This window comes from Methylocaldum marinum (assembly GCF_003584645.1).
In the GTDB taxonomy this organism is placed as follows: domain Bacteria; phylum Pseudomonadota; class Gammaproteobacteria; order Methylococcales; family Methylococcaceae; genus Methylocaldum; species Methylocaldum marinum.
In genome coordinates, this window is the sequence record NZ_AP017928.1 from 4,412,908 (window position 1) to 4,439,331 (window position 26,424).

The following is a 26,424-nucleotide window of genomic DNA, read 5'->3' on the forward strand; positions in this document are numbered from 1 at the left end:
CCGCCTTTTTCGGACAACGCCAGAGTTTGGAGCGTGCTGTAATGAAGACCTTTAGCGCAAAGCCGGCGGAAGTAAAACGCGACTGGTACGTCATCGATGCGGAAGGAAAGACGCTGGGTCGCCTTTCGACGGAGATCGCGCGTCGTCTGCGCGGCAAACACAAAGCCGAATACACGCCTCATGTCGATACCGGCGACTACATCATCGTCGTCAACGCGGAAAAAGTGCGTGTCACCGGCAACAAAGAACAAGACAAGATCTATTACAAGCACACCGGTTACATCGGCAACATGAAATCCGTGTCCCTGGGCAAGTTGCGCGGGACCCATCCGGAACGTATCATCCAGACCGCCGTAAAAGGCATGTTGCCCCGCAATCCCCTGGGCCGCGCCATGTTCAGCAAACTGAAGGTCTACGCCGGGCCCACGCACAATCACCAGGCTCAACAGCCCAAATTGTTGGAAATCTAATTTAAGAAGCTGAATCAACCATGGCACAAGCGCAGTATTACGGAACAGGTCGCCGCAAAAGCGCGGTCGCACGCGTCTACGCAAAATCCGGAACCGGTCGTATTGTCGTTAACGACAAACAACTGGAAGAGTACTTCGGCAGAAAGACCGACCAGATGGTCGTGCGCCAGCCGCTCGAACTCGTCGCTCTGATGGAGAAAATGGACGTGTTCGTCAAGGTCGCAGGCGGCGGTCCCACCGGCCAGGCAGGCGCCATCCGCCATGGCTTGACCCGCGCGCTCATGAGCTTCGACGAAACCCTGCGCCAGCCGTTGCGCAGAGCCGGCTACGTCACCCGCGACGCACGCGAAGTCGAACGTAAGAAAGTCGGCCTGCACAAAGCAAGGCGCCGTCCGCAGTACTCCAAGCGTTAATATCAGGCACGCCGGCTTCCCCCGGCGTGTTTTCAGAATTGGGGGATCGTCTAGCGGTAGGACTACGGACTCTGACTCCGTCAACCCTGGTTCGAATCCAGGTCCCCCAGCCAATATCAAAAGGCCATGCTTCGGTATGGCCTTTTTTGTTGTCTGATGCTAACAGAGCTTTGAAGGGGAGATCTCAGTAAGCCGTTCGCCCTGAGCGGAGTCGAAGGGTTTTGGATACCTATCGGGATCGAAGCTAAGAACCGGAATTGATCGCTATGGAAGGGGTTAGCCAGCCAGGCCAAAATTTTTTCAATGTCGTGTAAGCCTAAGCTGACAAAAAAATCCGCCAAGGCTTACAAACATGCTCTTTCGCTTACCTTCAACTAACTACAGTTACTTACTAAACTTGTACGAGTTTTCACCCCAAAAAGTATGCTGCGGCTAATACAACGCAGGGGAGAAATTTCTGTGCTTTTTCATTAGGAACAAAGAATGGGACTTAACGACCGCGACTGGCATAAAATCGAAATACGCAAGTAAGAGAATTCAGGCCGCTACAAAAAGAACCGCAGGGCAATCCTGTCGCCCCTCCTGACCTACCTTTTCAGTCCATCCTTTCAATAGAAGGTCGACATCTTATGGGCAAACGCTAAGACAAAATGTTCAAGGTCCAAGCGAACTCCTGAAGTTTTTCGGCGAGGTTTAGGGCGATGTGGAAGTCGAGTCCATGACGAAAGAGGGACTTGAGGGGGCTCAGGAGTGTTTTTGACGGATGGGGCTTAGCGCATCACGCAATTCTCGCCCCTACGGCAGGTTCAGGCGAGGGTGTTGCGTTTGGGGTGTTGGTGGGACGGAATGCCCTGCCTTTGCAGCCACAGGAACCCGTCCTCGCCGACGAACTCGCGGTCGGCCAGCAAGGCAGCGATCTGATCGACGCCAAAGACGTGGAGGAAACGTTCCATCATGGCGATCCGCTCGGCCGTGTCGGAGTTGCAAGGTCCCTCCAGCACCGACCAGTCGACGGCAGGGCGATGCCGAGCACCAGGAAGTTGATGTTCGGCTTTGCGGAACTGCCAGTTCGTGCGGTCCGTCGTCGGGCGCCAAGGACGGTCGCCGACGGGGACGAGGCGCACCAGTAGACGGGCCAGGGAATCCTGGTCGATCACGAACGAACGAAGAAGCATTGGAGGCGCTTGTAGTGCGACTCCACCTTGGCTTTGCCGCCGAAACCGATCGCCAGTTCGGCCAGGTTGACGCTACGGACCTACAGTAGGCCTAACAGGAAACCGATCCGTGCCTCGTGCCAAGGCAGGTATTCGGGCAGGGCTGTTCAACGCTTGATGCCCTTGTCATTCAAGACGCGCTCCAGGTCCATCGCGTTATCGTAAAGGGCGGCGTGAATATTGGATTGGCCGTTGTGACGTAGGCGATTCAACGCGAAATGGCGGAGATGGGCGAACACACCGGGGTTCTTGCGGATGCGGCTCGCGTCCTCGCCGAGCGCGGTGTCCAGCACGTCGTGGAGCCGGTTTTCGATCCCCCAGTGCCCGCGAATGGCCTCGGCCAAGGTGGCCGTCGAGGCGTCGCGGGTGACGAGGTCGTCAGCGACAGGTGCCTGACGCGGCTCAAAACAGCGGCGGCGGGGATTGAATTCCTCCACGTGACGGCGGACCTCGACCACGGCTTTGAAAGGGGCGTGCCAGGGTTCGGGACCGGTCCCTTCGGGCAGAGACCAGACCCGTGCCGTGCGTTGTTCGATGCGATTACGCCGGCCGAGGTTCACCGTGTAGGTCTGCTCGGCGTGGGGCTGCGTCTGACAAACCGCCCGTACGGCCGCGCGTGGCTTGGGATGATTGCCTTTGAGTTGGACCAGCAGGTCGCTCCCGGTGGCGATCACGGCCTCAACCGTTTTTTTGAAGATGGAGGGCGTCGAGCGTGTACAGCCGCCCGGCCAGCCCCAGTGTTTCGATGAGCCGCTGGGCGGCCTGGATTTCGTGGTCCTTGCCGGCATCCTCGATCAGCACCTGGTCCAGCACGATCCGCTCTCCGACGGCGAAGGCGCTCAGCACCTGGGCGGCCCGGCGGTCCTCGAAGCGATCCAGGCTGCCGTGCAGGGTCTTGCCATCGAGCGCGATGACGGCGGCGTCCTCGGCCAGGGGCAGCGCGTGGGCGCGAAAATGCGGGGCGATCGCCTCCACGTCCAACCCGTGCAAGGCGTAGCGGATCGAACTGTAGGCGGGCGTCCGCCGCCAGCGGCAGCCGAACGCCTCGTTCAGCCGCGCCTGATGGGTACGGATGAACGGATGAATCCGGCGGTACGAGGTCGCTCCGCTCATCACCGCCAGAATACTGAACAGCAGCAGGTGGGGAAGATCGTACAACTTCCCTTGCGCGCGACGGTGATCCGGAATCGGCAGTAGGCCCTGTTTTAACGGGGACAACGATTCACTCCCTCGGCAAATCAAAACCTTGTACCCGAATTCATAAGAATTGAACAGCCGTGGGTATTTGGATTGGACGGCCTTGAGTTCTCGGATAGGGTCGTTCGAGAGGGCAGTCATCGGTCAGAAAAAGCCGCCAGCTTAACCAAAGTTAATCAAATAGCTAAGATTTTTGTCCTGTACTTGGATTTTCACCTTTAACTTCAGCTGACGTCAGAAGACAAAACGTTACAGGGGATACAAATGGCCGTTATCTATGTTGCTAAACCGGGTGATTCCTTATCAAGAATACTTCAACGCGCTGGCGGCTCATGGCTACGAGAAGAATGGCGCAATCGTCTAATGCAAATCAATCCGCATATTAATGATCCTAATCGAATCGAAATTAATCAGCTAATATTGGTGCCAGAATCTCCAAACGAGATTGTGTTGCAAGACCAGGTCGATTATGTATCACGTGTAAGAAACGCATCCAACGACGGTTTTCTGAGGAAAGAAATTGAGAGATTTGCGCAGCAGCGAGAAGAAGCAGCGAGGCGACAGCAGTTTTTCCAGAAGTTGGATCGCATTAATGAGCTAACAGGTGCTGGGATTATATATTCTGACAAGTCCGGTAAACCAATAACGATAAGAAACCCAATCGGTAATAAGAAAAAAACTATAGTTATTCGCGATGATTCTACTGCAAACAGTAATGACCCTGTAAACGAGCGAATTGTATCTGAATTAACTGGAACTGTATTAGCATGTACTGCGGGCGTTTTAGGCGTAATTGCTATTTTTGGTTCCTCAGCATTAATTCCGGTTTCAGGCGGTGCTAGTACTGCATTAACATATCTCGCTATTAGCGCTACCGGCGCATCTTTAGCTCAATGTGGCATAGGCGCGTTTAGGGTTTACAGGCTATCAAAAGGTGACGTTGAGACGGTTGATTGGCTGGATTCACAGGAATGGTTCATATATACAAGCATAACCTTGGATTCAATATCCGTAGCCGGCGGTGTAAGCACAACGGCGATCGGTATTAAAGCCTTGTTTGCGATGAAAAAAGCCGCGCCCGGTAAATCAATTTTTGATCTGTTAAAAGGCTTACAGAGACACGAACGTAAACGCTTGACGGAAGAATTGATTCGCCTCCAGAATCCAGGTATTAGCAATAAAGCGCTTAAGGAAATGATTCGAACAGGAATGGTTCCAAAAAGGTTTAAACAAACTGTTATAAATCAGTCGCTACGAACACAGGTTATAGATCTTTTTGGTGCTGGTGCAAGTTTGTTAGGTAGCGGTTTAAGTGGTGTAGTCAATAGACATTATCGGAAACCACCTTTCATAACCGGAACAGAGGAAAAGGCCGGCTATCAATAACTCTGGTTTCGGCAGTAGCGCCTATAATTGTGCAGGCCGCAGGCCAATTCAATGACGACATCGTCGTAGCCTTCCTTGGTGTTCCTGAACACGTCTTTGACGACGCGGCACCGCTTGATTCCCGAGATGATGTGTTCGATGATCACGCGGATGCTTGAGTGGAGCCGGTTGGCCTCCTGGTCGTCGGCCGAAAGCCGGCCGTTGCGCGGCCTCTTCTTCGGCTGGTGGACTGTGACATTCGCCAGTTCGTGTCCCTGGAAGCCGCTGTCGCGATACAGCTCGACGCCGTCGGGGAACCGGGTCCCTTCTTCGTCGCAGATCTTCTTGTCGTGCTTCTTGCCCTCATGGGTCGAGCCCAAGTACTTGACCTGCCGGTCCTCCAGGCCGCCGACAAGGTTGTTCTTCACGGTGTGGCATTTTTTTTACCGCTGTAGTGGATGCGTTGCCCCAGGTCGTTGACGGGGCGGTTGATGCGCCTTTCCGTCCCGTCTATGCCCAAGTCCTGCCGCGTCTCCTGCTCCAGCCTGGACAGCATCTCCTCGGTGAGCCGGGCGGGCTTGTGCCCGCGGGCGTCAAGTGTCTTGTTGAGCACCCTGCTCAACAAGTGGATCGTGAAGTTGGCCTGGGGGTTGGCTCATGCCGAACAGATGCGCGATGACCTCTTGCAGAGGGTAGGTCTTCAGATAGAACAGGATGAACAGCAGCCGGTCGGCCATGCTCGCGATAATCGGCGGACGCCCTCCTTTAGTCAGGTTCCTGCCGGTTTCTTCGTCCCATGTCGCCGCAAAAGAAACCAAGCGTTCCTCAAACTCGGAGGCCTTCAGACTGGTCATGGCCATCAATGTCTTCGGCTTTTGCTTCACGTCTTCGTAGGAAACCATACTCTTGCCCTTAGTTCTCTTCGTTATTCAATGACAGACTGTCATGCTAGTTTCCGATAATGTCTAATATGACGGGATCAAAAGTATCAATTTTATTATTCGAGCCGGTAGAAGATTAGTGCCAAGTCATAACAAAGAAGACAAATTAGAAGAAATAAAGGAAAAACTACTTGATCCGTTCGAGCCGGTTTTTCCTATGCCGGGAATGTGGCATTTCTCGTTTGCGATGATATTGGCGTTGGTTGCTTTCTTTGGATCTATTATTGTTTTATTGGACTTTATGTATATAGATCCAAAGGTGCAATTCTTTGTCATCGTTGGAGCGGCTTTTTCGTTCACGGCTGTTCTAGTTGCTAGCGTGATGGGTTATATGTGGGCTACAAATACTTTGCGCTTCGTGGCTCTGTCTCCTGTGGTAATTGTGGTTATAAGCCTATTCGATCAAAAAGATATAGGCGTTTTTACTTTGGTGCTTGTGGTATTTACAATCGTAGCTATTGTGTTGATGCTCTCAAAAAGTTTTAGGGCTCTAATAAATATCTTGGCCATACGACGACATAGGATTCGCGAGATGAAAAAAGACGGAACTTACAAAGGAAAGCTTACCGAAGCAAGGCGACGCTGGAAGATAAAATAGTAAATAAAGCGTCAGACCTGATTGACTGACAAAACTCGTACAAGAAGATGGAAGGCGGAGCACATTAGGGGTTCCGACCAGCCCTTTTAAGCACCCCATTACCCACATCTTTTTACAGATTTTAAATCAATGGGTTGCCTGCCACGCCAAAGTTCCGATTCAAGGCGATGGCCCACTGGCGCAAGCCGAAAATCAAGCACTTGGATCGGCGCGACTGGCCTGGCCTCCATAGGCAAAGGACTTGTGGGTAATGGGGTGCCCTTTTAAGGTGTCCGCTATTGATCCCGGAGCAACGTGTACGTGGAGACATGCATCCCATTACCCACAACTGTCAGCCGACGCCATAGACATTGCGGGCGGCCTGAAACGCCTCAACGCACGCCATGAGCTTCAGCATGCCCTCCCAAAGCGCCTTGGGGCCGGGATGGCCGTCGCCCTTGCGTCCCAGGAAGCCGCCGAAGCCGGCGACCATCCGGGTCATCTCCCCTAGCGTAGGCGGCGTTTCGGGCGGCGGCTGGCGTTTCGCCACCAACCACGCCGCCTGCCATTCCTCGGGAGCGAAAACGACCTCGCAAGGCAACTGCGGACAGTCGCGGCCCAGCGTAACCAAGTGCAGAATCCGCCAGGCGATGATCAGATAAACCACCAACGCTCGTTCCAAGCGCTCCACCGTCGCCAATTGCAGGGCCTCGACCCGGCAGCCGCTTTTCAAAATGCGGAAGAAAATCTCTACCAGCCAGCGCCGGCGGTACCCGGCGATGCGCAGACACGCCTCGTCTAGGGTCTCGACTGCTTCATGGGTGAGCAACAGCCACTCGATGGGCTTCTCGCCGGCCGGCGGCGACTCCTCCCGCGCCAAGATCACAGTGACCTCGCAGGTTTTGCTACCGCACCGCGCCAGCGTCACCCGCGCCATGCGCAGGCTTTGCACCACGGTCCGGCCCGTCCGCCCCGGCGCCGGCGGCAAGGCAAATTCCACCTCCCCTAGCGCCGACTGGCTTTCCACTTGGGCGCGCAGTTTCCCACCCTCGGCCAGCACCCGGTCATGCCGCGCCCGCACCAGATAATCCGCCGGATGCCCCAGCGCCGCCGCGCGGTCCAACAGCGCACGGATGTCACCCTCGCGGTCGGCTACATAGACCAATCGGGTCGAAGGAACCTGTGCCGCCAGTTCTGCCACCCGCTCATAGCCTTCGATCCAGCGCAGGCTTTCCGGCACGTCCGCCTCGCTCTTGGGCTTGCGCGCCCACATCCAGGCGTCCAGCACCCCCAACGCCACCCCACTTTCACTCACCGCCAGAGTCGGATGCAGGTACATCCCGTGTTGCCGCTCATAGCTCAAGCGCCCCAGGCCCACGATCCCAGGCTGGCTGGTAAAATCCAACTCCGTCGTATCCTGCAGGCACAGCACCCGCTCCAGGCCGACCATTCGGCCGATTGTCGGTGGGCGATGCGCCTCCAGCATGGCGCGCCAGTCCAGCGCCTCATTGTCCAACAACCGATAAGCTGCCTTGGTCTCCCCCCAGCCGCCACAAGCGATGGGGATGCTCGCCGTCGGATTCGACGACAAATCGTCGGCCAGCCGGATCAATCGCTTCGTCAAGCGTGAGTCTCCCAACACCGCCCCGCCAAACTCATCTTTCGCCCACGCCACAAAATCAGTACAAAATCAGAAATCAACAGCCTACAACATCAGGAGACTTGTGGGTAATGGGGTGCCTCCTGAAGGTATAGCTGGCGAAGCTAGGATCGAGAAAGAGCATATGCAATGGACGATTAAATCCATTACGGGGCACCTCGAAAAACCTCCTTGGTCTGCGCGCGCCCGGTAAAATAGGACCTGTAGCCAATCAGTGTGTTGAGTCCCAGACATGACCAAACCGAAGATGCCAAAGTCTCCGAAGAGCGCGATCAAACCCGATCTGTTTGCGGCCGATTTGCGCAAGCAGAAGATCGACCGGATGGGCGATCCGCTGGTGGCCTTCGAGACCCACATCGACTTTGCGGCGCTTGCCGCGGACGTGGATCAGGCGGCGCCCCGACCGGTCAGCCCGCAAGGCGGTCGTCCGCCGTTTCCCACCGAAACGATGGTGCGCATCCTGTTTCTCAAGCGGGTCAACAATCTCTCGGACGAGCAGATGGAATACCAGTTGCTTGATCGGATGAGTTACCAGCGCTTCTGCGGGCTGATGGACTCGGCCAGCATCCCGGACCGCACCACGATGTGGACCTTCGAGAACCGCATCGGCGAGGTCGGCGCCCAGGCGCTGTTCGACGGCATCGAGCGGCAGTTGCTCAAGCATGGCTACATCGCCCGCGGGGGGCATATCATCGACGCCACCCTGGTGCCTGCGCCAAAGCAGCACTTCAGCAAGGACGATAAGGAGATGCTGAAGGAAGGCGCGATGCCGGCGGACTGGAGCCCGGCCAAGCGGCGGCAAAAAGACCTGGACGCCACCTGGACCAAGAAGCACGGCAAGAGCCACCACGGCTACAAGCTCTCCATCAACGTGGACAAGCGCTACAAGGTTATCCGCAAGATCGAGACCGGCACCGCCGCTACTCATGACAGCCAGCACTTTGAGGCGGTGTTGAACACTAGCAACACCAGCCGGGACGTCTATGCCGACAAGGGCTATCCGAGTGCGGAACGGGAAGCCCAGCTCCAGGAAGCGGGTTATCGCAACCACATCCAGCGCAAGGGCCAGCGCAACCATCCGCTGTCCGAACGGCAGAAACAACGTAATCAACGCATCGCCCGGGTCCGAGCACGGGTCGAGCATCCCTTCGCCGCCATCGCACAAATGGGCGGCAAGTTTATTCGCACCATCGGCCAGGCGAGGGCGAACTTTGCCATGACGATGATGGCGGCCAGCTATAACCTGAAGCGGCTGGTTTACCTGAAACAGGCGGGTGTCGTGGCCTTTTGAGGCCCACCCTCGCCCGAAAGGCCCCCAACGCGGGCGATTCGGGGAAAATGAAAAGTGAAATGGCGACAAGAGCGTGAGGGAGTCGGCTCGTGTGCCCGCCCGGTCAAAAAATTAGAGCCGGGTTTTCATCAAAATTCAGGGTTTTTCGAGGTGCCCTACGATCCATGAGCAGTAATATTAGGTTGGATAACCGCTTCATCGTTACCCAACAATCCGATAAGCAGGCCGAACACATCGACGGGGTGAGATCTCGCGATCACGCGTGATCGGGAGAGTAGCTACGAGAATCCCGATGAATCAGTACGTCTCGCAGCCCTCGCAGAACCGGACTTGGAGCGTTACACCATCCGGCTCCCAGCTTGAGTCATCCACCTGATTGCCTGACAAAATTTTGGTGGTGGGTTTAAGTAGTTTATATACTACAATGTACAATTATTTCTTAGCTTAAGCATTGACTGGACCAATGGCCTATCAAACGATTCCGTGCAAATACTGTAAAAGTTCCGATGTGGTGCGCTATGGTACACAGAGTGGTTACCCCCGCTTTCGTTGCAAGCACTGTGGGCGCACCTTCAAGACCGAATACATTTACCGGGCCTACGAGTCCGGTATCAAAGAACAGATTGTTGACATGGCGATGAATGGCAGTGGTATTCGAGATACCGCTCGTGTTCTCGGGATTGGGAAAAACACAGTCATGTCTACACTGAAAAAAAGTCCACCGAAGTGGTCACGGTGAATCCTTACATCGGCTCTCGGGAAATCGCCGTGGAAATCAGGCATCTCTTTGATTCGCCGATGGATGTTCAGGCGGACGAACAGTGGAGATATGTGGCTCGCAAGAAGAACCAACGTTGGCTTTGGTACGCCATCGACGCCGCCACCGGATGCATTTTGTCATTTGTGTTTGGGCGGCGCAAAGAGGACGTTTGCGAACAATTGATCGCCAATCTGCGCGTTTTCAATATTCGAACTTATTACACCGATGATTGGCCAAGCTATGCGGCGTTCATTCCGGCAAACCAGCACGTCATTGGTAAGAAATATACGCAAAAGATCGAAAACAAAAACCTTTTGTTACGCACTCGCATCAAGCGCTTAACTCGCAAAACGATCTGCTTTTCAAAATCTGAGTTGCTTCACGATGGGGTGATCGGCCTCTTCATTAATCGCCACTGCTTTCAACTAAATTGACTCACCACCAAAATTTTTAACCGATTGATGGGACGGCAAAAAGAAACAAATACCGATGCGGTATGTCGTCCATCCATCGGTTAAAAATTTTGTCAGGCAATCAGGCCATGGCGTTAGATCGCGACGCCGCATTAAAATCTGCTTCTTGGGGCTTGTTTCAAATCATGGGGTTTAATTATCAAACAGCGAGATTCAGCTCTGTCGACAGTATAATTAACGCTATGTATAAATCCGAAGGAGAGCAGCTAAAAGCATTTGCCTCTTTCATTAGCAAGAATAATCTAGTGGAGTACCTGAAAAAAGATCAACATGACTGGACCGGTTTTGCGCTTCGCTACAACGGAACTGATTCCGATGGGGAAGTAAGTGGAGGGTACGATAAAAAGGGTGGTGGGTTTAAGTAGTTTATATACTACAATGTACAATTATTTCTTAGCTTAAGCATTGACTGGACCAATGGCCTATCAAACGATTCCGTGCAAATACTAGACATTATCGGAAACTAGCATGACAGTCTGTCATTGAATAACGAAGAGAACTAAGAGAACTAAGGGCAAGAGTATGCTTTCCTACGAAGACGTGAAGCAAAAGCCGAAGACATTGATGGCCATGACCAGTCTGAAGGCCTCCGAGTTTGAGGAACTCTTGGTTTCTTTTGCGGCGACATGGGCCGAAGAAACCGGCAGGAATCTGACTAAAGGAGGGCGTCCGCCGATTATCGCGAGCATGGCCGACCGGCTGCTGTTCATCCTGTTCTATCTGAAGACCTACCCTCTGCAAGAGGTCATCGCGCATCTGTTCGGCATGAGCCAACCCCAGGCCAACTTCACGATCCACCTGTTGAGCAGGGTGCTCAACAAGACACTTGACGCCCGCGGGCACAAGCCCGCCCGGCTCACCGAGGAGATGCTGTCCAGGCTGGAGCAGGAGGCGCGGCAGGACTTGGGCATAGACGGGACGGAAAGGCGCATCAACCGCCCCGTCAACGACCTGGGGCAACGCATCCACTACAGCGGTAAAAAAAATGCCACACTGTGAAGAACAACCTTGTCGGCGGCCTGGAGGACAGGCAGGTCAAGTACTTGGGTTCGACCCATGAGGGCAAGAAGCACGACAAGAAGATCTGCGACGAAGAAGGGACCCGGTTCCCCGACGGCGTCGAGCTGTATCGCGACAGCGGCTTCCAGGGACACGAACTGGCGAATGTCACAGTCCACCAGCCGAAGAAGAGGCCGCGCAACGGCCGGCTTTCGGCCGACGACCAGGAGGCCAACCGGCTCCACTCAAGCATCCGCGTGATCATCGAACACATCATCTCGGGAATCAAGCGGTGCCGCGTCGTCAAAGACGTGTTCAGGAACACCAAGGAAGGCTACGACGATGTCGTCATTGAATTGGCCTGCGGCCTGCACAATTACAGGAGCTACTGCCGAAACCAGAGTTATTGATAGCCGGCCTTTTCCTCTGTTCCGGTTATGAAAGGTGGTTTCCGATAATGTCTACTGTAAAAGTTCCGATGTGGTGCGCTATGGTACACAGAGTGGTTACCCCCGCTTTCGTTGCAAGCACTGTGGGCGCACCTTCAAGACCGAATACATTTACCGGGCCTACGAGTCCGGTATCAAAGAACAGATTGTTGACATGGCGATGAATGGCAGTGGTATTCGAGATACCGCTCGTGTTCTCGGGATTGGGAAAAACACAGTCATGTCTACACTGAAAAAAAGTCCACCGAAGTGGTCACGGTGAATCCTTAGCTCTCGGGAAATCGCCGTGGAAATCAGGCATCTCTTTGATTCGCCGATGGATGTTCAGGCGGACGAACAGTGGAGCTATGTGGCTCGCAAGAAGAACCAACGTTGGCTTTGGTACGCCATCGACGCCGCCACCGGATGCATTTTGTCATTTGTGTTTGGGCGGCGCAAAGAGGACGTTTGCGAACAATTGATCGCCAACCTGCGCGTTTTCAATATTCGAACCTATTACACCGATGATTGGCCAAGCTATGCGGCGTTCATTCCGGCAAACCAGCACGTCATTGGTAAGAAATATACGCAAAAGATCGAAAACAAAAACCTTTTGTTACGCACTCGCATCAAGCGCTTAACTCGCAAAACGATCTGCTTTTCAAAATCTGAGTTGCTTCACGATGGGGTGATCGGCCTCTTCATTAATCGCCACTGCTTTCAACTAAATTGACCCACCACCATAAAAAGATAGAAAAGGCATATAACGCTCTGGTTAAAAAATAAGTTATTTGGTCTCGCCATGTTAAAAATGAAAATACCCTGTTTTGGGTTAATCTCAATAATGGCATGTGCTGTATTTTATCCTGCTCAAAGTGTCTATGCGAAAAACATGCTGCGTCCAAATGTATCGCTATGCAACACTAACGAAAAAATTATTTTTAACTGCAAGATAAAAAACAGTGCAAACATTCTTTCGGTTTGCACGTCGCAAAACTTATCCAATGATAGTGGCTATCTTCAGTATAGATTTGGGCGTAAAGGCGCAATAGAGCTCGAGTATCCTGCTGAAAAAGAAATGTCACCATCGAGTTTCTTGTTTGCAAGATATACTCGTTTTCAAGTTTCGAAACTTACCCTAAGCTTTAGTAATAATAACGTTAATTATACGATTTTCGATAATTACGATGCTGAATCAAGGCCTTATGTTAAAGAAAAAGGTGTTACGATAAGTGGTCAAAGAATAGAAAATAAAAATATAAAACTACTTTGTGGTCAAGATGCTCTGAGCAATCTGGAAGATTTGGAGGATATAGTGCCTTGCGATGAAAACCTAAGTATTGGCGGCTGTAAATAATATTCTCCCGGCCGCTACAGCAAATTTAAATTTTTGCGATTACTGGCGGTCGAAGGGTGAACATTAGAATTGTTTCCGATGCTAAACAATTGTAAATCAACAGAGTTTGTAGTTCCAAAGCCCGGCGGAAAGTGAGAAAAAATAATCCACGAAGTGACCCAGATGATTTCTAATCCGATGCATCATGCAGTGGAAGAACTTCATGCCACCGATGGCATGCTCAACGATGACCCGCGTGGCGGCTTGTTTTCTGTTCTGTTTCTTCTGCTCAGGCGTCAATGTCGGATTAGGGTTTTTCTTGGATTTTCTAGGTTTCTTGTGGGGTAGATATATTTGGGTACTTTGATAATCTTTGTCCACGCCCAGAAATCCTAAGTCAAGCCATAAATTGACCTTCTCGAACCACGCTGAACCCGGCGTGAAGACATCTTTCATGAGTGTGTAGTCATGTACGCTGCCTGCCACAATGCAGCACAAAAACAATATCCTTCGATTAAAGTCGGAGATTACGAGGGATTTGAGCGTATGTCTTTTTTTTTCCGCTGTAATGCTTTTCCTGTTCAGTTTCATCTTGGGGTCGAACGCAAGCGACCTCCACGCCATCGATCGCTATGTTCTTATATTGATCAATGAGTTGAGAGAATTCTTCTGGGGTTGTTAGCGTGCGCTCCGGCATGACGTTGAGGCTTGTCAACGCTCGCACTAAAACCGGCAGCAACCGGTCGATGTGGGCATGGGCATGTCCGCCACTAAAACCGAAATGAAAGCCCAGAACGTCAAAAGTGGGATAGGTTTTAAAATAGTACAAAACGAAAAACAGCTTTTTCTCGTAAGAATCAAGATAACCTTTAGGGCCGCCCTGTTTAACGTGTTTTATTTCGCCCTTTTAGACACGCTCTCGATCGATGGCGAGAGCGGCCGACTCGAATACTTTGACGAGGGCTGTGAACTTCGCCTTGGGCATTCCAATCAACGATGCCACGATGCGGTCATCGGTTATTTGGCTAAATTTGTCGTAGATCACGGAAGGTTTTTATATTCGGATTTGTTTGAGAAACAATTGGGCTATCAATACCATGCATTTGCATCAGGTACAACTCTATTGTCTAGTGAATATCAAGTCCGACCCAAAAAGAGGCCGCGAATCTTCGCAAGCACGATATCACCAACGCCGAAAGTTCACCGCGTAGCAACATCATCGACTTGAGACCGGTTTGGAAGTCATCGATAAAGGCGAGTGCCTTGAAGCCCGGCCAGCCCGGTCTGGGCTGTGCCGGCGATGTACTTGTGGTCAGTGGCCGAAAAATCCTTCCGTACCGATCGCATTTCTCCTGACTCCCCTGTCATCGAAACGGAAAGAGGCGGATCAGCTACTCTTTCTCCGGGGGCTCAACAGTTCAACTGGTTCCTGTGCAGGCTCTTCGCAAGCCGTGTTCCGACATGCGCGGCCGCAGACGACAGGCTTATACGCTTATTGGCTGTTGACTTCCGGTCAAGCAACCGAACCACAAGCAACTTAATTCAATTAGGAGGGGGTAATCATGTTGTACCAGCTGAAGAACGTAAGCGTCCGGCTGTCCGCATAATTCCCACCGATTAGCGCCTGAGTCACAGTATCGCCATATTCCCGAAGAGGAGGAGATGGCGATGACGAAACAAGAACGAGAGATGCATTGGCGAGTCCTGCTGGAGCAACAGGCAGGGAGTGGGTTGTCGGTGCGCGCTTGGTGTGCGCGCGAGGCGGTCAGCTATGCGGCGTTCATCTACTGGCGTCGACGCGTAGCGCAGCCAGCGGTGGTGGCGCCACTGACGTTGATGCGGGTAGATGGCGGTGAGACAGCAGTCGGTGGTCTGTGGTTGTCGGTGGGCGGGGTTCGCATCGAGGTGAAACCGGGGTTCGATGCCGGGTTGTTGAAGCAGGTGGTGGCCGCATTGGTCTCGTGATGCTGGCGACGATTCTGAGTGCGGCGGCGGTGTATGTGGTGGCCGAGCCGGTCGATTTGCGCAAGTCCATCGATGGTTTGGCGCTGGCGGTGGAGAGCAGTCTGGGGTATTCGCCGTTATCGGGTGCGGTGTTCGTGTTTTTCAACCGGGGCCGGGACAAGGTGAAGCTGTTGTGGTGGGATCGTCACGGTTTCTGGCTGGCCTACAAGCGGCTGGAGAACGGCCGCTTCCGCAAGCCGGTTCAGGGGACGATTTCGCGCTCGGACCTGCTGCTGTTGCTGGAAGGCGTGGACCTGACGGTGGCCCGTTTCCGCGCGGTTCGCGCGGGTCGGGTCGGCTGAGTCGAAAGTGCCTGAAACCCGCATCAGAGCTGGGCTTTCGGGTGGTCCACCGGGTATAATGGCAGCCATGAATGCCGCCGCTCTCGCCGAAGAAAATCGTACTCTAAAGGCCACCCTGGCCCAGCGCGAGGCGCGCATCGAACGGCTGGAATTCGACCTGGCGCAGCTGAAGAAGCTGCTGTTCGGCGCCCGTTCCGAGCGACTGGCGACCCTCCCCGACATCGACCAACTGCCGCTGTGGGATGAGGTGCCCGAGGACGCCCCCGTCGCCAGTCCGGTGGCGTTCAAGACGGTGGTGGTGCAATCGCCCGCCAAGAATCAACCGAAGCGCACCGCACTGCCGGCGCATCTGCCGCGAGAGATCGTGGTATTGCCGTTGTCGGCACAAGACCGGCAGTGTCCTGCCTGCGGTGAGGAACGGCCGGTGATCGGCTACGAAAGCTCCGAACGCTTGGATTACGTCCCGGCGCAACTGAAGGTCGTGGAAACGCGGCGGGAAAAGTGCGCCTGCGCGAAGTGCCAAGGGCAGTTGACCACGGTACCGGCCCCGCCGCAAATCATCGAGCAGGGCATCCCTCTGCCGGGTCTTCTGGCACATCTGCTGATGGCCAAATACGGCTATCACCTGCCGCTGTACCGCATCGAGCAAATCTTTGCCCACCAGGGTGTCCCCATTGCCCGCACCACGTTGTGCGACTGGGTCATCCAGAGCGGCTGGCAGCTGCAGCCCTTGGTCGAGCGGATGCTGGCGTTGCTCAAGCAACAGCCGGTGATCTTCTCGGACGACACCACTGTGGCGGTGCAGGACCGCGGCAAGACGCGGGAAACCCGGTTTTGGGTATACGCCGGCCACTCGCCGCCCATCGTCGTCTATGACCACACCGAAACCCGGGCGGGCAAGCATCCCAAGGCCAAACTGGAAGGCTACAGCGGCTACCTGCAGGCGGACGCCTATGCCGGTTACGACCAGATCTTCGCCGCGGGCAAGGTCCTGGAAGTGGCGTGCTGGGCGCATGCGCGCCGCAAGTTCTTCGAGATTGCCCGACAGACCGAGAACGGCAAGCGCATCAGCGCCCATGAGGCCTTGGAGTACATCGGCCGGCTCTACGCCATCGAACGGGAGGCCAAGGAACAGCAACTCGACGCCGAAGGCACCCGAAAGCTACGGCAGGAACAGGCGCGGCCGATCCTGGCCGAGTTCAAGGCCTGGCTCGAAGACCGGCTGCGCCAGCTGGCGCCCAAGACCCCCACTGCCCAGGCCATCGGCTATGCCCTCAAGAACTGGCCGGCGCTGGAGCGCTATACCGAAGACGGTCGCCTGGAGATCGACAACAACCGGAGCGAACGGGCCATCCGCCCGCTGACCATCGGCCGCAAGAACTGGCTGTTCCTCGGCTCGCCCAAGGGCGGCCAGGTCGCCGCCACCGTCTTCAGCCTGATCCAGACCTGCAAGGAGCTGGGCATCAATCCGGAGGCCTATCTGAAGGATGTCCTCAACCGCCTGCCTTCCACCAAGCAGAAGGACATCGACAGCCTGCTTCCTCACAACTGCAAGCTGCCCGGGGCGTAACAAGCGACCACTTAACCGTTCGCCACTGCGACCACAAGTCCGGGTACCGCCGAACGCTTACTGAAGAACGACGTGCCGCCACGCGGCGAGGATGGCAAGACGGAGATTGGCGGCCTCGTGACGCGCGGCACGTATGTCGACGGGCGTTTTCGCAAGTGGGTCGGTAATAAAGGTGATTGGACCGGTGAAACGCACGCGTGGAATGCGCTCGTCATCTCGGGACCCCGGGCGGGTGCCGTCATGTATTTCGGCGCCACGATGCTGCAGCTGGTCAAGGACCAAAACGATAGCGTCCGCTACGGGATGGTCGAAAGCGGCAACGCTATCTCGATGCAGCGCTGCCCGCATTGCGGCGAACCGGCTGTACTGCACACGCTCAAGCAGGATGGCGATAGCTGGGGTTCGTTGCTGGCACTTCGCGAGGCCATCGCCAACGCGCAAAACGACCTTGCATACTTCCGCCGGGCCGTTCCGAATGCGAAAGGGAAGATGCCGAAGTTGCGTTCCAAAGTCATGCTGGGAGTGCTCATTACAAAAAGACAGAAATGTTGGGCGGCTCATTCCGGCGAGAAAGACGACGAAAACATTAAAGCCATCGTCGAGAACATTCTCCATTGGAAATATGCCGGGATGGCAACGGTACAACAGCCGATCCTGAACAAGCGCCACGAGCTGGCTACCGACGGAAGCGGACCCAGTTCAAAACTGCAAACCTTCAGCTACCAGTGCGCTGCGCCGAAACTTATCCAGGCGGCAATTAAGAATAACGATGCGCCGTTTGCAATGAGCGAAGCATTTTTTGATGAAAGAGACGGCCGTGGACCGCAAGCCTCTTGTGGGCGCTGCGTTTCGACGGTCCGCTACATGCTTTGCCCGGATTAAGATCGAGCAAATTTCTTCGGGCTTTTTCTTGCGCCCGGTGCGCTTTTGGGGGGCTCGCCGGGCCAAACGGTTCTTCAGAATGCATGCAAGCCTTTGCTGATGGAAATATCAGCTCAAGCGCCAAAAGTCCGACCTAGTTCACATTTTGAGACGGAGTTCCCCTATTAGACTGCGCGCTGGGTTGGACTCGATTTCGCAATCTTGTGCGACATCCCCGGAAATCCAATCAAAACCGCGCCCTGATGAACCCTTATGTCCCCCATTCGGCTTCATTTTTGACGGTAATCAATACGTCATTTGCGGCGTCTATTTTATCTAACGCAAATAGAGAGTACTAAGGATGAGAATCTTCGGAAGATCGGTGAAGCCGAAACTTATGGCAAGCTTGGCAAGCTTGGCGAGCGGGTTGATGATGCTCGGTGCGGCTGGAAGCTCCAATGCTACCATCATTACCGGCGGCATTACGGGTGGGTCTGCTCTCGCTGAAGGCGGATCATTTATATACGTTAATCCTATACCTGTAGGCTTTACGGTTGGAAATGACAATTTCCAAGACTTTAACGTGCGAGGTTTCGACGAAGATCAGAATATCGTTCTCGCAACAGCGCTTAGTGTCGATGTCGGCTCGAATATAGCCGCAGGTATCGAGGTTGCGAGTCATTCCATAGTTTTCGATCCGGCTCAGATCGAAGATGTATTCGGGTTTATCGAATTCGACTCGGATGTACTTGGAATCATAACAACGTTATCAAAGCTTGCCGCAAGTGATTCCCTTGCGAATACGGACGTCGCGTACTTGAATCCAAATGCAAGAGGCCTTGAAGCCGATGATTCGGTATCTATCGACGCGAATAATGCTCGGAGAATAAATTTTCATTTTCGTGCATCCAGTCCCGGCGACACCATCCGAGTACTAACCGCTCATTCTCCCGGAGCAGTGCCGGTTTCTGAACCGGCCAGCTCGCTTCTAATCGGAGCGGGCATTTTGAGTCTAATGAGCGTCAGAAGAAGGCTGAAGGCGTAAACCGAAAACGCAGCTCCGCCGGGTACGCTGAAGGTTTTACCTTCCAATTTTGGAACAAGCGCGATGGGCGGACTAAATCGATAGTCCGGGGCAGCACAGCGTGCCCCGTTCTTTTTCCTCCATGCGCTTATTCCAGTACGGCTGGTTCGTTGTCCAACTCCAGCAATTCCGAGGGGATGGTGCCGGCGTCAGGTATATCGGCATCTGCCCCGTCTATGGTTCCGGTTTCGAACTCATCGTTCCGCCATGAATCCTCTGCTGTTTCGGAATCAACTTCGATAGGCTGAGTATCCAAATACAGTAAATCGGAAGGAATGGTGGTTTCGTCCGGCAGAGCCGACTCGTCCACAATCCCCGGAATCGTTTCAGATTCATTGACGGTTGGCGGAGGCTGCACCGTGCCCCGATTGATCCCGCCCGTCATAGACTTGGGTGATGTTAATGGGAGGTTGACTGACCGAGGCTCACCTTTGTCTTCAGGTGATTCAGACTTTTCCAAGTTCTGTATCCGGTTATCGGCATCGCCAAAGAAGAATTTGTTTATGGTGAAAACTAAGAGTATTAGTGATAACAGGATCAATAAGCGAGATCGTCTAGCATGTGTTTGCATATGGCTTCGAACCATGGCCGCACAATATGCGGCCATGGTTTTTGATAATAGTGTTATTTAATTTGCCATTGCTGGCTTGCTGCGGTCGAGCAGAAATTAATGACGAGTCGGGTGCCGTTGGCACGATTACCCGCATCAAGACATTTATTACTATTCGGATTGTAAAGTCTGCCGTTATAAAGATACCATTGCTGGGCGACCGTTCCATTACAGGGATATAAGTTGACATTCGTGCCGGCTGCTGTCCTGGCACCGGCCACATCCAGGCAATTTTGCCTCCTGCCCGTCGAGCCGATTCCATAGATGGTGAACCCCTGCATACTCCACTGCTGATTTAACCATCCATGGCAGGTCCAGACTTGAACAGGTGTAAACGGCTCCGTAGCACCATTGAGAACATCCATGCATGCGCTCCCTCCATAAGGAAGATTGCCCCCATTGGTGAACTGGGCGGCTTCCGTGGCGGGAATGGCGATGAATGCGAAATTGGCCAGCCCTATCAGGGCGGCGAGAGAAAGTGTCCTTTCCATAACGATATTCCATGTATAACTTTTGGATTACCAACCAGCATCCGGTTTACGAGGCGGGCTCTACCCTGTCGATACTCGATCACCATCAATCATGTGGTCTGCCGGGGCCGGTTATACTGCGATTAGGCTTAGTAACCGTGAGAAAAGTTCTTAAGAACTGATTCGTAAGAACTAGTTCGTAGGAATTGTGGGCTGGTGCCGGAATCGCAACCAAGCGGCGGACCGCGAGCAAATATCCTTAACCGATCGTCCCTACCGCGCTGGTCATTTTCTCGATGACACCGGTGCCGGGCTTCGGCGTCGCGTGCAACGAATACTTTCATGAGGTCCCGGCCCCCTGTGCCACTTTCATTGGCAGTGTCACCGGCTATTACTCCTCCAGCCGAAGGCCAGTGGATGTCAGGACCTAACCGGGTCTTAATCGGAACGTCGAGAAGAGAGCCTAGGTATCCCTATCGATCATGGAACCGGATGAACAAGGAACGGCAAAAACTGCCTGGAGAGCACTTCCATGTCATGGAAACGGTGTGCCCGAATATGTTTTGGATTGCATTCGGTGAGATATGCCCGGAACGCAGGCAGATCGGCACCGAGCGCATAGGAGACCGGACAAAATGAAACGCAGCCGAACAACGCCGGAACGGCGCTAATAAGGCGGATGAGCGCCAAGCAACTGTGCAAAGTTTTTTCCAACAAATGTAAGCCTGAGCCGACGACGAAATCAGCTTGGGCTTACAAGAAATATCCTTCCTTTGGCTTTCCAAATCAGTAGTCTTACTTGCCCGACTTACCGTTGGGTTCGATTCAAAAATCAAGACCCTCGCCGAATGAAATAAAGTAATTCAGAGCGGCTCGCTAATCGGACCTTGTTCGATGCGGAGTGTTGATAAAGGCGAATAGAAAGGAAATTCTCGACAATGGGATATTTGCAGAATTTGACCCGTTATTTCCGGCAATCATTGATCGACGCTGATCGCTTGTGTCCCGAGGATAAAGCGCTTCTCCCCGTGTTGGGATCGGACAAGCAGCTCAATCCGCACGCGAACTACGTGGCTTTGGATCGTCAAGTTTGGCTGAGCGGGCGGATTCCTCCCGACCGGGCCGAGACCATCTGGGCCCGCTACCGGGGGCAGGGCAAGAAGCCGCCGGTAGAAGTCGAATCGCTGATGTTCCCGCGTGTCGACTTGCAGCGCTACCGCGGCGGCGCTCGTGACAGTCGCAAGCGTCAGGTGTTGTTGCCATTGGTGGTCTTCGTACGGCTTGACCGTAATGGCCAGTTGCGGCCTGCCGGCAAAGCGCCGTGGATTCCGCGAGAGTGGCTGTCGCCGAACGAGAGCGCGGCGGAGCTCATCGCCGACGTCGCAACTGTCGATGCCTTTCTGACCGAACATCCGTTCGAAGGGATAGCGAGCTGGTCGGAGCTGGTAGGCTATTGCACGCACATGCTTTGTTCGGTGACGGGGGCGGAGTATATCGCACCGAATGATTGTCAGCCCGGCACGTCGTTGTTCGAATTGGCGATTCATGCCGACTACGAGCAGACCGAGCAGAGCCTGTTGCAGGTCGAGGCGCTGCCGATCGTCGGTGCCAAGGAGAATTTGCTCAAGGTGCTGGATGCCCTGGGAGAAAAGGATGAACTTCCGTTGCTGTTTCGCCGTTATGCCGGCCGGAACTCGCCGCCGCTGAAGTTGAACCAGGATCTCGAGTCGGACACCGGCCTGGCCCGCCGGCATGTTGGGCAAATGACCGGAGAGTTTCCGCTTTCCTCCAAGCAGCGTAACGCCTTGCACCACTTCCTGAGTCAGGAAGACGGCGAGATTCTTGCCGTCAACGGTCCGCCGGGCACCGGCAAGACTACCCTGCTGCGTTCGGTCGTCGCCAGCTTGTGGACGCAGGCCGCGCTGGACGAAAAAGAGCCGCCGCTGATCGTGGCGGCCTCCAGCAACAACCAGGCCGTGACCAATATCCTGGAGAGTTTTGCCAAGGTGGATGAGGCGGGTCTCGACGAACGCCTCCAGGGGCGGTGGCTGCCGGAGCTGGACAGCTATGGGCTCTACTGCTGTGCCGGCAACAAGGCGAACGGCGAGAATCCTTATCTGTATCACGGACCGCGCGGCGAAGGCTGCATGCGGGCCTGGCAGACGCGGGACTATTTCGAGCGTGCCCGCTCTCGATTCCTGCGGTGCGCGGAGCAATGGCTGGCGGGTTCGGCGGCCGGCCCCGGAGAGGTCCGGAAGGCTCTGCACCAGGCCATGATGAACCGCCGGGCAGAGATGGTGTCCGGGCTCGCATTGCTGGAGGACTATCAGGCCGTCGAGCATGATGTTATGGAAATCTGCGGCGACATCGATGCGCTCGACGCCGGGATCGAAACCAAGCGCGAGCAGTTGGATGGTGCCAAAGCAGACTATGAACGGCTCAGGTCCCGCCTCGACGAACTGTACGATCTGTGGGAGCGGCGCTCTTTCCGGGTGCGTTTGCTATCGCTCGTGCCCGGCATAGGCGCATCCCTGAGACGGGAGGAATATCGCAAGACAGCCCGCTTGTTGAACCGGTGGAACGTGACTTTGAACGATCACTCCGACGCTGCCGTGGAAGGCTGGTTCCGGGAGCAGATCGATCACTGTCGAGAGGCGCTCGGAAGCCTCACGCAAATGCTTGCCAAGCTCAAGGCGCTGGCCGTGCGGTATCGAATCTCCCGGGAGAAGCTCGGTGACTGGGTTGCTCGTCACCGGCCCCGAACCTTGAAGTCGAAAACGCTTGCCGGGCAGATCAACGAGATTAACGACCGTGTCCTGCGGTTTGAGCTGTTCAAGCTGGCGACCCACTACTGGGAAGCGCGCTGGTTGTTGGAACTCGATGACTTCCTGGCCGGCAATGACTCGGACAGGAAGTCGCCGGAGAAGGTGAAACGCAAATTGCGCCGTTTCGCCAAGCTGACGCCTTGCTTCGTGTCGACCTTCTTCATGACGCCTTCGACTTTTATGGCAGGACAATTTCGGGACGAGGTGTGGATGGATATCCCGCTATTCAACGAGATTGATCTGCTGATCGTCGACGAGGCAGGGCAGGCGCTGCCGGAGGTTTCCGCAGCGAGTTTCTCGTTGGCGAAGCGTGCGCTGGTCGTGGGAGATACCGACCAGATCGAGCCGGTATGGAGCGTGCCCGCGAGTGTGGACCGAGCCAACCTCGAACGCTATGGCCTGCTGGAAGACGAACGTTCCTATGACGATTTCTGGCTCGCCAGCGGATTGCCGGCGAGCAGCGGCAACCTGATGCGTATCGCTCAGCGCCAGTGCCGTTATCATCAGTTTCCCAAACTGCAGCGCGGACTCTACCTCACCGAGCATCGGCGCTGCTATGACGACATCGTGGGTTATTGCAACGCGCTCGTTTACCAGGGTGTACTCGAGCCGCTGCGCGGCGATCCCGAGATAGAGGTGCCATGGGGCGTTCTTTCCATGGTTCCGGTCGAAGAGCCCTCACGTTCCTATGGCGGGAGCCGCGGCAACCCGGGAGAGGCTAAACGGATCGCGCAATGGCTGAGCGCGGAGCGGGAGAACATTCTGAACTATGCGCGCCGGACCGACCCGAGGCTGGCGGACAAGAGCGACGACGCGGTGCTGAAAATGTCCGTGGGTATCGTTACACCGTTCAGCAAGCAGGCGTCGTTGATCCGCACTGAACTGCACCGACGGGACATTTATGGTCTGACTGTGGGAACGGTGCATAGCCTGCAGGGCGATGAGCGATTGCTGGTGCTGTTTTCCAGCGTCTACGGCATCAACGATAAAGGCACCGGCAAGTTCTACGATCGAGGCCCAAATATGCTGAATGTAGCCGTCTCTCGTGCGAGAGATTCCTTCATCGTTTTTGGCCATCCTGACGTTTTCGGAATGGAGAATCGGGGCGCTCCATCGGGCCTACTCAGGCAACGGTTGACCTTGGATGAGCCTCGGGCGGAAGTCGCTTGACCAAAATTGAATTTTATTTGTGACGCTTATCATCAATTCAGCAAGTTTCCTTTGAAATATTCAAATATTTCCTTTAGTTACTCTCCATTGGCCTAACCATGACGTTTGCCATCGATGTTTGGCCTATACCTCGTCAATTTCCATTCACACCAGTCCAAAAAGGAGAGTTTCGATGAAGCTACATCGGCGATGGGTTTTCTCACTGAGTGTAATTCTTATCAACCTTTGTCCATCGATTGGCGCAGTATCGGACGCCCAGGCTGCGTTGATCACAAGGCTGCATTATTACGCGGAATTGGATGTCGTCGACGCCACGGTTCCCGGTGTCGTACTCGGGACGCCGGTAAGCGGAAGTTTTGTGTTCGACCGGCACGAATCCTCAAACGAGTACACCCCCGTTACCGAGTTCACCCTATCCGTGGGAGGTCAGGAATTCACTCAGGATGATGTGAAATCGAGCGCCGTAATGCATTGGACCAGTACTGGAGGGATTACCGCAACCGTCGAATTGTTCGGCAGGCCGGACTTCGGCGATTGGAGTGACGGCTTAACTTTAGAGCTATTCCAGGAGTTTGGAGATTCCAATCTATTTCTTTTCTCTCCGACTGCGAGCGGCCGCGCTGGAATCGATCTCGAACCTTTGGCGATACCGCCCGCTGGGCAAGTTCCCTTACCGTCCGCGTTCTGGCTTCTAGCGTCGGGGTTCGGGGTGGTTTGGTCAGCACGCAGGGGTGGAGCTCGTACTCGTAGCGCAGGCTGAAGCGTGCTTTTTAACCGATCGGCCATGACGGGCACAGGAAGCGTAGCGGCAGCGCAGCGAAGTGCGTCGCCCCCCGCGTAGCCGTAGGGCCGGATGCTTGATCGGAGTCGTAGCGGTAGCGCAGCGGAGATCAAACATAAGGCAACCGACACGGCGTCACGTCATTTGTGGGAGCCCTGCCGGAGTGCAGAGCGAAGCGACGTACGTAGGCGTGGCGGACGCAGGAAGGTCGCGACTAAAGCGACATTTGCGATTGGATCGAACGCGGGCCGCCGAAGGCACTACTCGTCGCCATATTTAATCCTTTTGGTGACTCGGATGTTCCAGAAGGTTTTCTTAAAAATGGCGATGTAATCGCATTCTTGTGCCTGAACGGGGAGATTGGGCGCAGTTCTCACATTCCAGCATCAGCCTCAGTCCAATCAAAAGAGGTGAAGGATGAGCAATGAAAACGAATTGACGGTAGAGCCAACGATATTGACTCGAGAATACAATGCGCCACGACGATTGGTTTTTGACCAAATACGAAGAAATCAACCCACCGGAGAGCCTTGTTTTCAGGCAGTACAATTCAAACCAAGCGGGCGAGATTCTGCCCAATCCGCAGATGCCTCATTGGCCGAGAGAATTGAGAACCACCATCAAGCTGGAGGAGGTGGGCGGCAAGACCAAATTGCAGTTAATCTGGCAACCGATTAATCCGGCCAAAGAAGAAGCCGAAGCCTTCGAGGCCTCTCGTTCCGAACACGGCAAGGGCTGGGGCGGAGGACTCGAGCAGCTCGATGCTTATCTTGGAACCTTATAAAAAGAGGCCGCGTTGCGGCGGGGGTGTCGAAATGAATATGACGGACGGCCGGCTGTAATTCCATTCGGCACTCGAGTGAACATTCATCGTAGGATGGGTAGAGCGGAGCGAAACCCGTCGATGGCGGGTTAGCCCTTCGACGGAGCTCAGGACAGGCTCCGCGTAACCCACCGATGGGAAGTCGCCCGGTGGGTTACGGCGCACGCGACGCGCAGTGATCAGCCGTCGGTCAATGCTGATGTGCGCCTAACCCACCCTACGAGAATTAATGCCTGACTGAAAGCGATTTGGAATAACAAGAGGTGCTCGAAAATAGCCCACGAGTTGTTTCAGCGTGGTTCTTGCCACGAGCTAAAACGGAAACCGCACGATGGCGTGGTTGGTCAGGACTTGCAGATTGCCTGCCCCGTCGTTCCTGACGCACACTTCGACCGTGCAACGGTTATTGAAAGTGCATTGGGACACCAAGTTGAACCAGCCTTGCGTTCCCGCATTCGTGGTGGAGACGGAATAATAGAAGCGCGCAGGCTCATTGGGGCTCACCGGACGGTCCTCCCAGGCACAGGTTCCGGGAGCCAGGGTCCTTCCGCTCGATCCCGCGGCATTCGGCGATCTGACGAAAGTTATATCCTTGCGACTGGTGTTTTCCCCCCCATGGTTCTGGATTGGAAAACCGCCCCTGCAAGTCAGCGTGAAACCGCCTTGGTTTCCGGCGCAGGGTCTTGCATAAGCGGAGGGTGAGACGGCAATCGTGAAAAACAGAGCGGAAACGAACGTGAGGAGTGTTTTCATGGGTAATCTCCTTGATAACCATGATTCCTGGCACACAAAAGCTCAAC

General features: G+C 54.6%; 29 protein-coding genes, 1 tRNA gene and 2 pseudogenes. 19 read left to right on the plus strand and 13 right to left on the minus strand.

Annotation, left to right across the window (positions count from 1 at the left end; translation table 11 throughout):
• Positions 1-41 precede the first annotated feature (41 nt).
• From rplM to sS8_RS19665, 3 genes are all read left to right on the plus strand, one after another.
• Positions 42-470, plus strand: a complete 429-nt coding sequence (gene rplM, locus sS8_RS19655) for a 50S ribosomal protein L13 (protein WP_119631249.1) — start codon at positions 42-44, stop codon at positions 468-470.
• Between the two features lie 20 nt (positions 471-490).
• Positions 491-883: a 30S ribosomal protein S9 gene (rpsI, locus tag sS8_RS19660; RefSeq protein WP_119631250.1), complete on the plus strand. Its 393-nt coding sequence runs from the start codon at positions 491-493 to the stop codon at positions 881-883.
• Between the two features lie 39 nt (positions 884-922).
• Positions 923-996, plus strand: a tRNA-Gln gene (locus tag sS8_RS19665).
• Positions 997-1,689: 693 nt separating this feature from the next.
• On the opposite strand, the gene sS8_RS19670 is transcribed toward sS8_RS19665, so the two are convergent.
• Positions 1,690-2,058: a hypothetical protein gene (locus sS8_RS19670; RefSeq protein WP_119631251.1), complete on the minus strand. Its 369-nt coding sequence runs from the start codon at positions 2,056-2,058 to the stop codon at positions 1,690-1,692.
• A 146-nt stretch (positions 2,059-2,204) separates the two neighbouring features.
• Positions 2,205-3,435, minus strand: a pseudogene (locus tag sS8_RS30040) (ISAs1 family transposase).
• Between the two features lie 123 nt (positions 3,436-3,558).
• Here sS8_RS30040 and sS8_RS19685 point away from each other — a divergent pair.
• Positions 3,559-4,680 carry a LysM peptidoglycan-binding domain-containing protein gene (locus tag sS8_RS19685; protein ID WP_119631254.1) on the plus strand — a complete coding sequence of 374 codons (1,122 nt, stop codon included), beginning with the start codon at positions 3,559-3,561 and terminating at the stop codon, positions 4,678-4,680.
• On the opposite strand, the gene sS8_RS19690 is transcribed toward sS8_RS19685, so the two are convergent.
• From sS8_RS19690 to sS8_RS19700, 3 genes are read right to left on the minus strand one after another with little or no spacing between them, the layout of a single operon-like run.
• Positions 4,674-5,087, minus strand: a complete 414-nt coding sequence (locus sS8_RS19690; protein ID WP_119629675.1) for a transposase family protein — start codon at positions 5,085-5,087, stop codon at positions 4,674-4,676. The two genes, sS8_RS19685 and sS8_RS19690, sit on opposite strands and share 7 nt — an antisense overlap.
• Entirely contained in the window at positions 5,084-5,281 is a 198-nt protein-coding gene (locus sS8_RS19695) for a hypothetical protein (protein ID WP_145986618.1), read from the minus strand. The genes sS8_RS19690 and sS8_RS19695 overlap by 4 nt, the downstream gene beginning before the upstream one ends.
• Positions 5,253-5,561, minus strand: coding sequence for a helix-turn-helix domain-containing protein (locus sS8_RS19700; RefSeq protein WP_119631256.1), 309 nt, complete (start codon positions 5,559-5,561; stop codon positions 5,253-5,255). Before sS8_RS19700 ends, sS8_RS19695 begins: the two co-directional genes overlap by 29 nt.
• A 118-nt stretch (positions 5,562-5,679) precedes the next feature.
• On the opposite strand from sS8_RS19700, the gene sS8_RS19705 reads away from it, so the two are divergent.
• Entirely contained in the window at positions 5,680-6,198 is a 519-nt protein-coding gene (locus sS8_RS19705) for a hypothetical protein (RefSeq protein WP_119631257.1), read from the plus strand.
• 331 nt (positions 6,199-6,529) lie between these two features.
• Here the strand turns inward: sS8_RS19705 and sS8_RS19710 are convergent, their stop codons facing one another.
• A complete protein-coding gene (locus sS8_RS19710) occupies positions 6,530-7,852 on the minus strand; it encodes an IS4 family transposase (RefSeq protein ID WP_119631258.1) in 1,323 nt (440 codons plus the stop codon).
• 232 nt (positions 7,853-8,084) lie between these two features.
• Here sS8_RS19710 and sS8_RS19715 point away from each other — a divergent pair, with 232 nt between their 5' ends.
• From sS8_RS19715 to sS8_RS27760, 7 genes and pseudogenes are all read left to right on the plus strand, one after another.
• On the plus strand, positions 8,085-9,128 hold the full coding sequence (locus tag sS8_RS19715; protein WP_119632595.1) for an IS5 family transposase: 1,044 nt from the start codon (positions 8,085-8,087) through the stop codon (positions 9,126-9,128).
• Positions 9,129-9,591: 463 nt separating this feature from the next.
• Positions 9,592-10,322, plus strand: a protein-coding gene (locus sS8_RS19720; protein WP_119631259.1) for an IS1 family transposase whose coding sequence is annotated in 2 segments (ribosomal slippage) — positions 9,592-9,856 and positions 9,856-10,322 — 732 coding nt in all. Because the reading frame shifts where the segments join, the coding sequence is not laid out codon by codon here.
• Positions 10,323-10,384: 62 nt separating this feature from the next.
• Positions 10,385-10,726: an N-acetylmuramidase domain-containing protein gene (locus tag sS8_RS19725; protein WP_119631260.1), complete on the plus strand. Its 342-nt coding sequence runs from the start codon at positions 10,385-10,387 to the stop codon at positions 10,724-10,726.
• 157 nt (positions 10,727-10,883) lie between these two features.
• Positions 10,884-11,360 carry a helix-turn-helix domain-containing protein gene (locus sS8_RS19730; protein ID WP_119628792.1) on the plus strand — a complete coding sequence of 159 codons (477 nt, stop codon included), beginning with the start codon at positions 10,884-10,886 and terminating at the stop codon, positions 11,358-11,360.
• Positions 11,357-11,770 carry a transposase family protein gene (locus sS8_RS19735; RefSeq protein ID WP_119628793.1) on the plus strand — a complete coding sequence of 138 codons (414 nt, stop codon included), beginning with the start codon at positions 11,357-11,359 and terminating at the stop codon, positions 11,768-11,770. The genes sS8_RS19730 and sS8_RS19735 overlap by 4 nt, the downstream gene beginning before the upstream one ends.
• Before the next feature lie 34 nt (positions 11,771-11,804).
• Positions 11,805-12,521: pseudogene (locus sS8_RS19740) on the plus strand (IS1 family transposase).
• 69 nt (positions 12,522-12,590) lie between these two features.
• The gene (locus sS8_RS27760) at positions 12,591-13,145 is read left to right on the plus strand and encodes a hypothetical protein (protein WP_145986619.1); all 555 of its coding nucleotides are present in this window, start codon (positions 12,591-12,593) and stop codon (positions 13,143-13,145) included.
• A 96-nt stretch (positions 13,146-13,241) separates the two neighbouring features.
• Here the strand turns inward: sS8_RS27760 and sS8_RS19745 are convergent, their stop codons facing one another.
• From sS8_RS19745 to sS8_RS28280, 3 genes are read right to left on the minus strand one after another with little or no spacing between them, the layout of a single operon-like run.
• Positions 13,242-13,748, minus strand: coding sequence for a transposase family protein (locus sS8_RS19745; RefSeq protein WP_119631261.1), 507 nt, complete (start codon positions 13,746-13,748; stop codon positions 13,242-13,244).
• Entirely contained in the window at positions 13,639-14,022 is a 384-nt protein-coding gene (locus tag sS8_RS19750) for a helix-turn-helix domain-containing protein (RefSeq protein ID WP_119631262.1), read from the minus strand. Before sS8_RS19750 ends, sS8_RS19745 begins: the two co-directional genes overlap by 110 nt.
• A 9-nt stretch (positions 14,023-14,031) precedes the next feature.
• Positions 14,032-14,169: a hypothetical protein gene (locus sS8_RS28280; protein ID WP_170161183.1), complete on the minus strand. Its 138-nt coding sequence runs from the start codon at positions 14,167-14,169 to the stop codon at positions 14,032-14,034.
• Between the two features lie 617 nt (positions 14,170-14,786).
• On the opposite strand from sS8_RS28280, the gene tnpA reads away from it, so the two are divergent.
• From tnpA to sS8_RS19775, 5 genes are all read left to right on the plus strand, one after another.
• Positions 14,787-15,089, plus strand: a complete 303-nt coding sequence (gene tnpA / locus sS8_RS19755) for an IS66 family insertion sequence element accessory protein TnpA (protein ID WP_119627851.1) — start codon at positions 14,787-14,789, stop codon at positions 15,087-15,089.
• Positions 15,089-15,430: an IS66 family insertion sequence element accessory protein TnpB gene (gene tnpB / locus sS8_RS19760; RefSeq protein ID WP_119631263.1), complete on the plus strand. Its 342-nt coding sequence runs from the start codon at positions 15,089-15,091 to the stop codon at positions 15,428-15,430. Before tnpA ends, tnpB begins: the two co-directional genes overlap by 1 nt.
• Before the next feature lie 58 nt (positions 15,431-15,488).
• Positions 15,489-17,000, plus strand: coding sequence for an IS66 family transposase (tnpC, locus tag sS8_RS19765; protein WP_119628671.1), 1,512 nt, complete (start codon positions 15,489-15,491; stop codon positions 16,998-17,000).
• 72 nt (positions 17,001-17,072) lie between these two features.
• Positions 17,073-17,882, plus strand: a complete 810-nt coding sequence (locus sS8_RS19770; RefSeq protein ID WP_119631264.1) for a hypothetical protein — start codon at positions 17,073-17,075, stop codon at positions 17,880-17,882.
• A 361-nt stretch (positions 17,883-18,243) separates the two neighbouring features.
• Positions 18,244-18,906 carry a hypothetical protein gene (locus sS8_RS19775; protein WP_145986620.1) on the plus strand — a complete coding sequence of 221 codons (663 nt, stop codon included), beginning with the start codon at positions 18,244-18,246 and terminating at the stop codon, positions 18,904-18,906.
• Positions 18,907-19,033: 127 nt separating this feature from the next.
• Here sS8_RS19775 and sS8_RS27765 read toward each other — a convergent pair whose 3' ends face one another.
• The 3 genes from sS8_RS27765 to sS8_RS19790 form a co-directional block, all read right to left on the minus strand.
• Positions 19,034-19,552: a hypothetical protein gene (locus tag sS8_RS27765; protein ID WP_145986621.1), complete on the minus strand. Its 519-nt coding sequence runs from the start codon at positions 19,550-19,552 to the stop codon at positions 19,034-19,036.
• Between the two features lie 17 nt (positions 19,553-19,569).
• A complete protein-coding gene (locus tag sS8_RS19785) occupies positions 19,570-20,046 on the minus strand; it encodes an RICIN domain-containing protein (protein ID WP_119631267.1) in 477 nt (158 codons plus the stop codon).
• 459 nt (positions 20,047-20,505) lie between these two features.
• A complete protein-coding gene (locus sS8_RS19790; RefSeq protein ID WP_145986622.1) occupies positions 20,506-20,715 on the minus strand; it encodes a hypothetical protein in 210 nt (69 codons plus the stop codon).
• A 248-nt stretch (positions 20,716-20,963) separates the two neighbouring features.
• Between sS8_RS19790 and sS8_RS19795 the strand changes: the two genes are divergently transcribed.
• Positions 20,964-24,020 carry a DEAD/DEAH box helicase gene (locus sS8_RS19795; RefSeq protein WP_119631269.1) on the plus strand — a complete coding sequence of 1,019 codons (3,057 nt, stop codon included), beginning with the start codon at positions 20,964-20,966 and terminating at the stop codon, positions 24,018-24,020.
• A 1,253-nt stretch (positions 24,021-25,273) separates the two neighbouring features.
• The gene (locus sS8_RS19805) at positions 25,274-25,585 is read left to right on the plus strand and encodes an SRPBCC family protein (RefSeq protein ID WP_119631271.1); all 312 of its coding nucleotides are present in this window, start codon (positions 25,274-25,276) and stop codon (positions 25,583-25,585) included.
• Between the two features lie 351 nt (positions 25,586-25,936).
• On the opposite strand, the gene sS8_RS19810 is transcribed toward sS8_RS19805, so the two are convergent.
• A complete protein-coding gene (locus sS8_RS19810; RefSeq protein WP_119631272.1) occupies positions 25,937-26,377 on the minus strand; it encodes a hypothetical protein in 441 nt (146 codons plus the stop codon).
• Between the last annotated feature and the right edge of the window lie 47 nt (positions 26,378-26,424).

What these genes read in the sequence shown, in the direction of transcription:
- rplM (WP_119631249.1), top strand. Translation starts at nt 42, where the DNA reads ATGAAGACCTTTAGCGCAAAGCCGGCGGAAGTAAAACGCGACTGGTAC.
- rpsI (WP_119631250.1), top strand. Translation starts at nt 491, where the DNA reads ATGGCACAAGCGCAGTATTACGGAACAGGTCGCCGCAAAAGCGCGGTC.
- sS8_RS19670 (WP_119631251.1), bottom strand. Translation starts at nt 2,058, where the DNA reads ATGCTTCTTCGTTCGTTCGTGATCGACCAGGATTCCCTGGCCCGTCTA.
- sS8_RS19685 (WP_119631254.1), top strand. Translation starts at nt 3,559, where the DNA reads ATGGCCGTTATCTATGTTGCTAAACCGGGTGATTCCTTATCAAGAATA.
- sS8_RS19700 (WP_119631256.1), bottom strand. Translation starts at nt 5,561, where the DNA reads ATGGTTTCCTACGAAGACGTGAAGCAAAAGCCGAAGACATTGATGGCC.
- sS8_RS19715 (WP_119632595.1), top strand. Translation starts at nt 8,085, where the DNA reads ATGCCAAAGTCTCCGAAGAGCGCGATCAAACCCGATCTGTTTGCGGCC.
- sS8_RS19725 (WP_119631260.1), top strand. Translation starts at nt 10,385, where the DNA reads ATGTCGTCCATCCATCGGTTAAAAATTTTGTCAGGCAATCAGGCCATG.
- sS8_RS19730 (WP_119628792.1), top strand. Translation starts at nt 10,884, where the DNA reads ATGCTTTCCTACGAAGACGTGAAGCAAAAGCCGAAGACATTGATGGCC.
- sS8_RS27760 (WP_145986619.1), top strand. Translation starts at nt 12,591, where the DNA reads ATGTTAAAAATGAAAATACCCTGTTTTGGGTTAATCTCAATAATGGCA.
- sS8_RS19745 (WP_119631261.1), bottom strand. Translation starts at nt 13,748, where the DNA reads ATGGCGTGGAGGTCGCTTGCGTTCGACCCCAAGATGAAACTGAACAGG.
- tnpA (WP_119627851.1), top strand. Translation starts at nt 14,787, where the DNA reads ATGGCGATGACGAAACAAGAACGAGAGATGCATTGGCGAGTCCTGCTG.
- tnpB (WP_119631263.1), top strand. Translation starts at nt 15,089, where the DNA reads ATGCTGGCGACGATTCTGAGTGCGGCGGCGGTGTATGTGGTGGCCGAG.
- tnpC (WP_119628671.1), top strand. Translation starts at nt 15,489, where the DNA reads ATGGCAGCCATGAATGCCGCCGCTCTCGCCGAAGAAAATCGTACTCTA.
- sS8_RS27765 (WP_145986621.1), bottom strand. Translation starts at nt 19,552, where the DNA reads ATGGCCGCATATTGTGCGGCCATGGTTCGAAGCCATATGCAAACACAT.
- sS8_RS19785 (WP_119631267.1), bottom strand. Translation starts at nt 20,046, where the DNA reads ATGGAAAGGACACTTTCTCTCGCCGCCCTGATAGGGCTGGCCAATTTC.
- sS8_RS19795 (WP_119631269.1), top strand. Translation starts at nt 20,964, where the DNA reads ATGGGATATTTGCAGAATTTGACCCGTTATTTCCGGCAATCATTGATC.
- sS8_RS19805 (WP_119631271.1), top strand. Translation starts at nt 25,274, where the DNA reads ATGCGCCACGACGATTGGTTTTTGACCAAATACGAAGAAATCAACCCA.
- sS8_RS19810 (WP_119631272.1), bottom strand. Translation starts at nt 26,377, where the DNA reads ATGAAAACACTCCTCACGTTCGTTTCCGCTCTGTTTTTCACGATTGCC.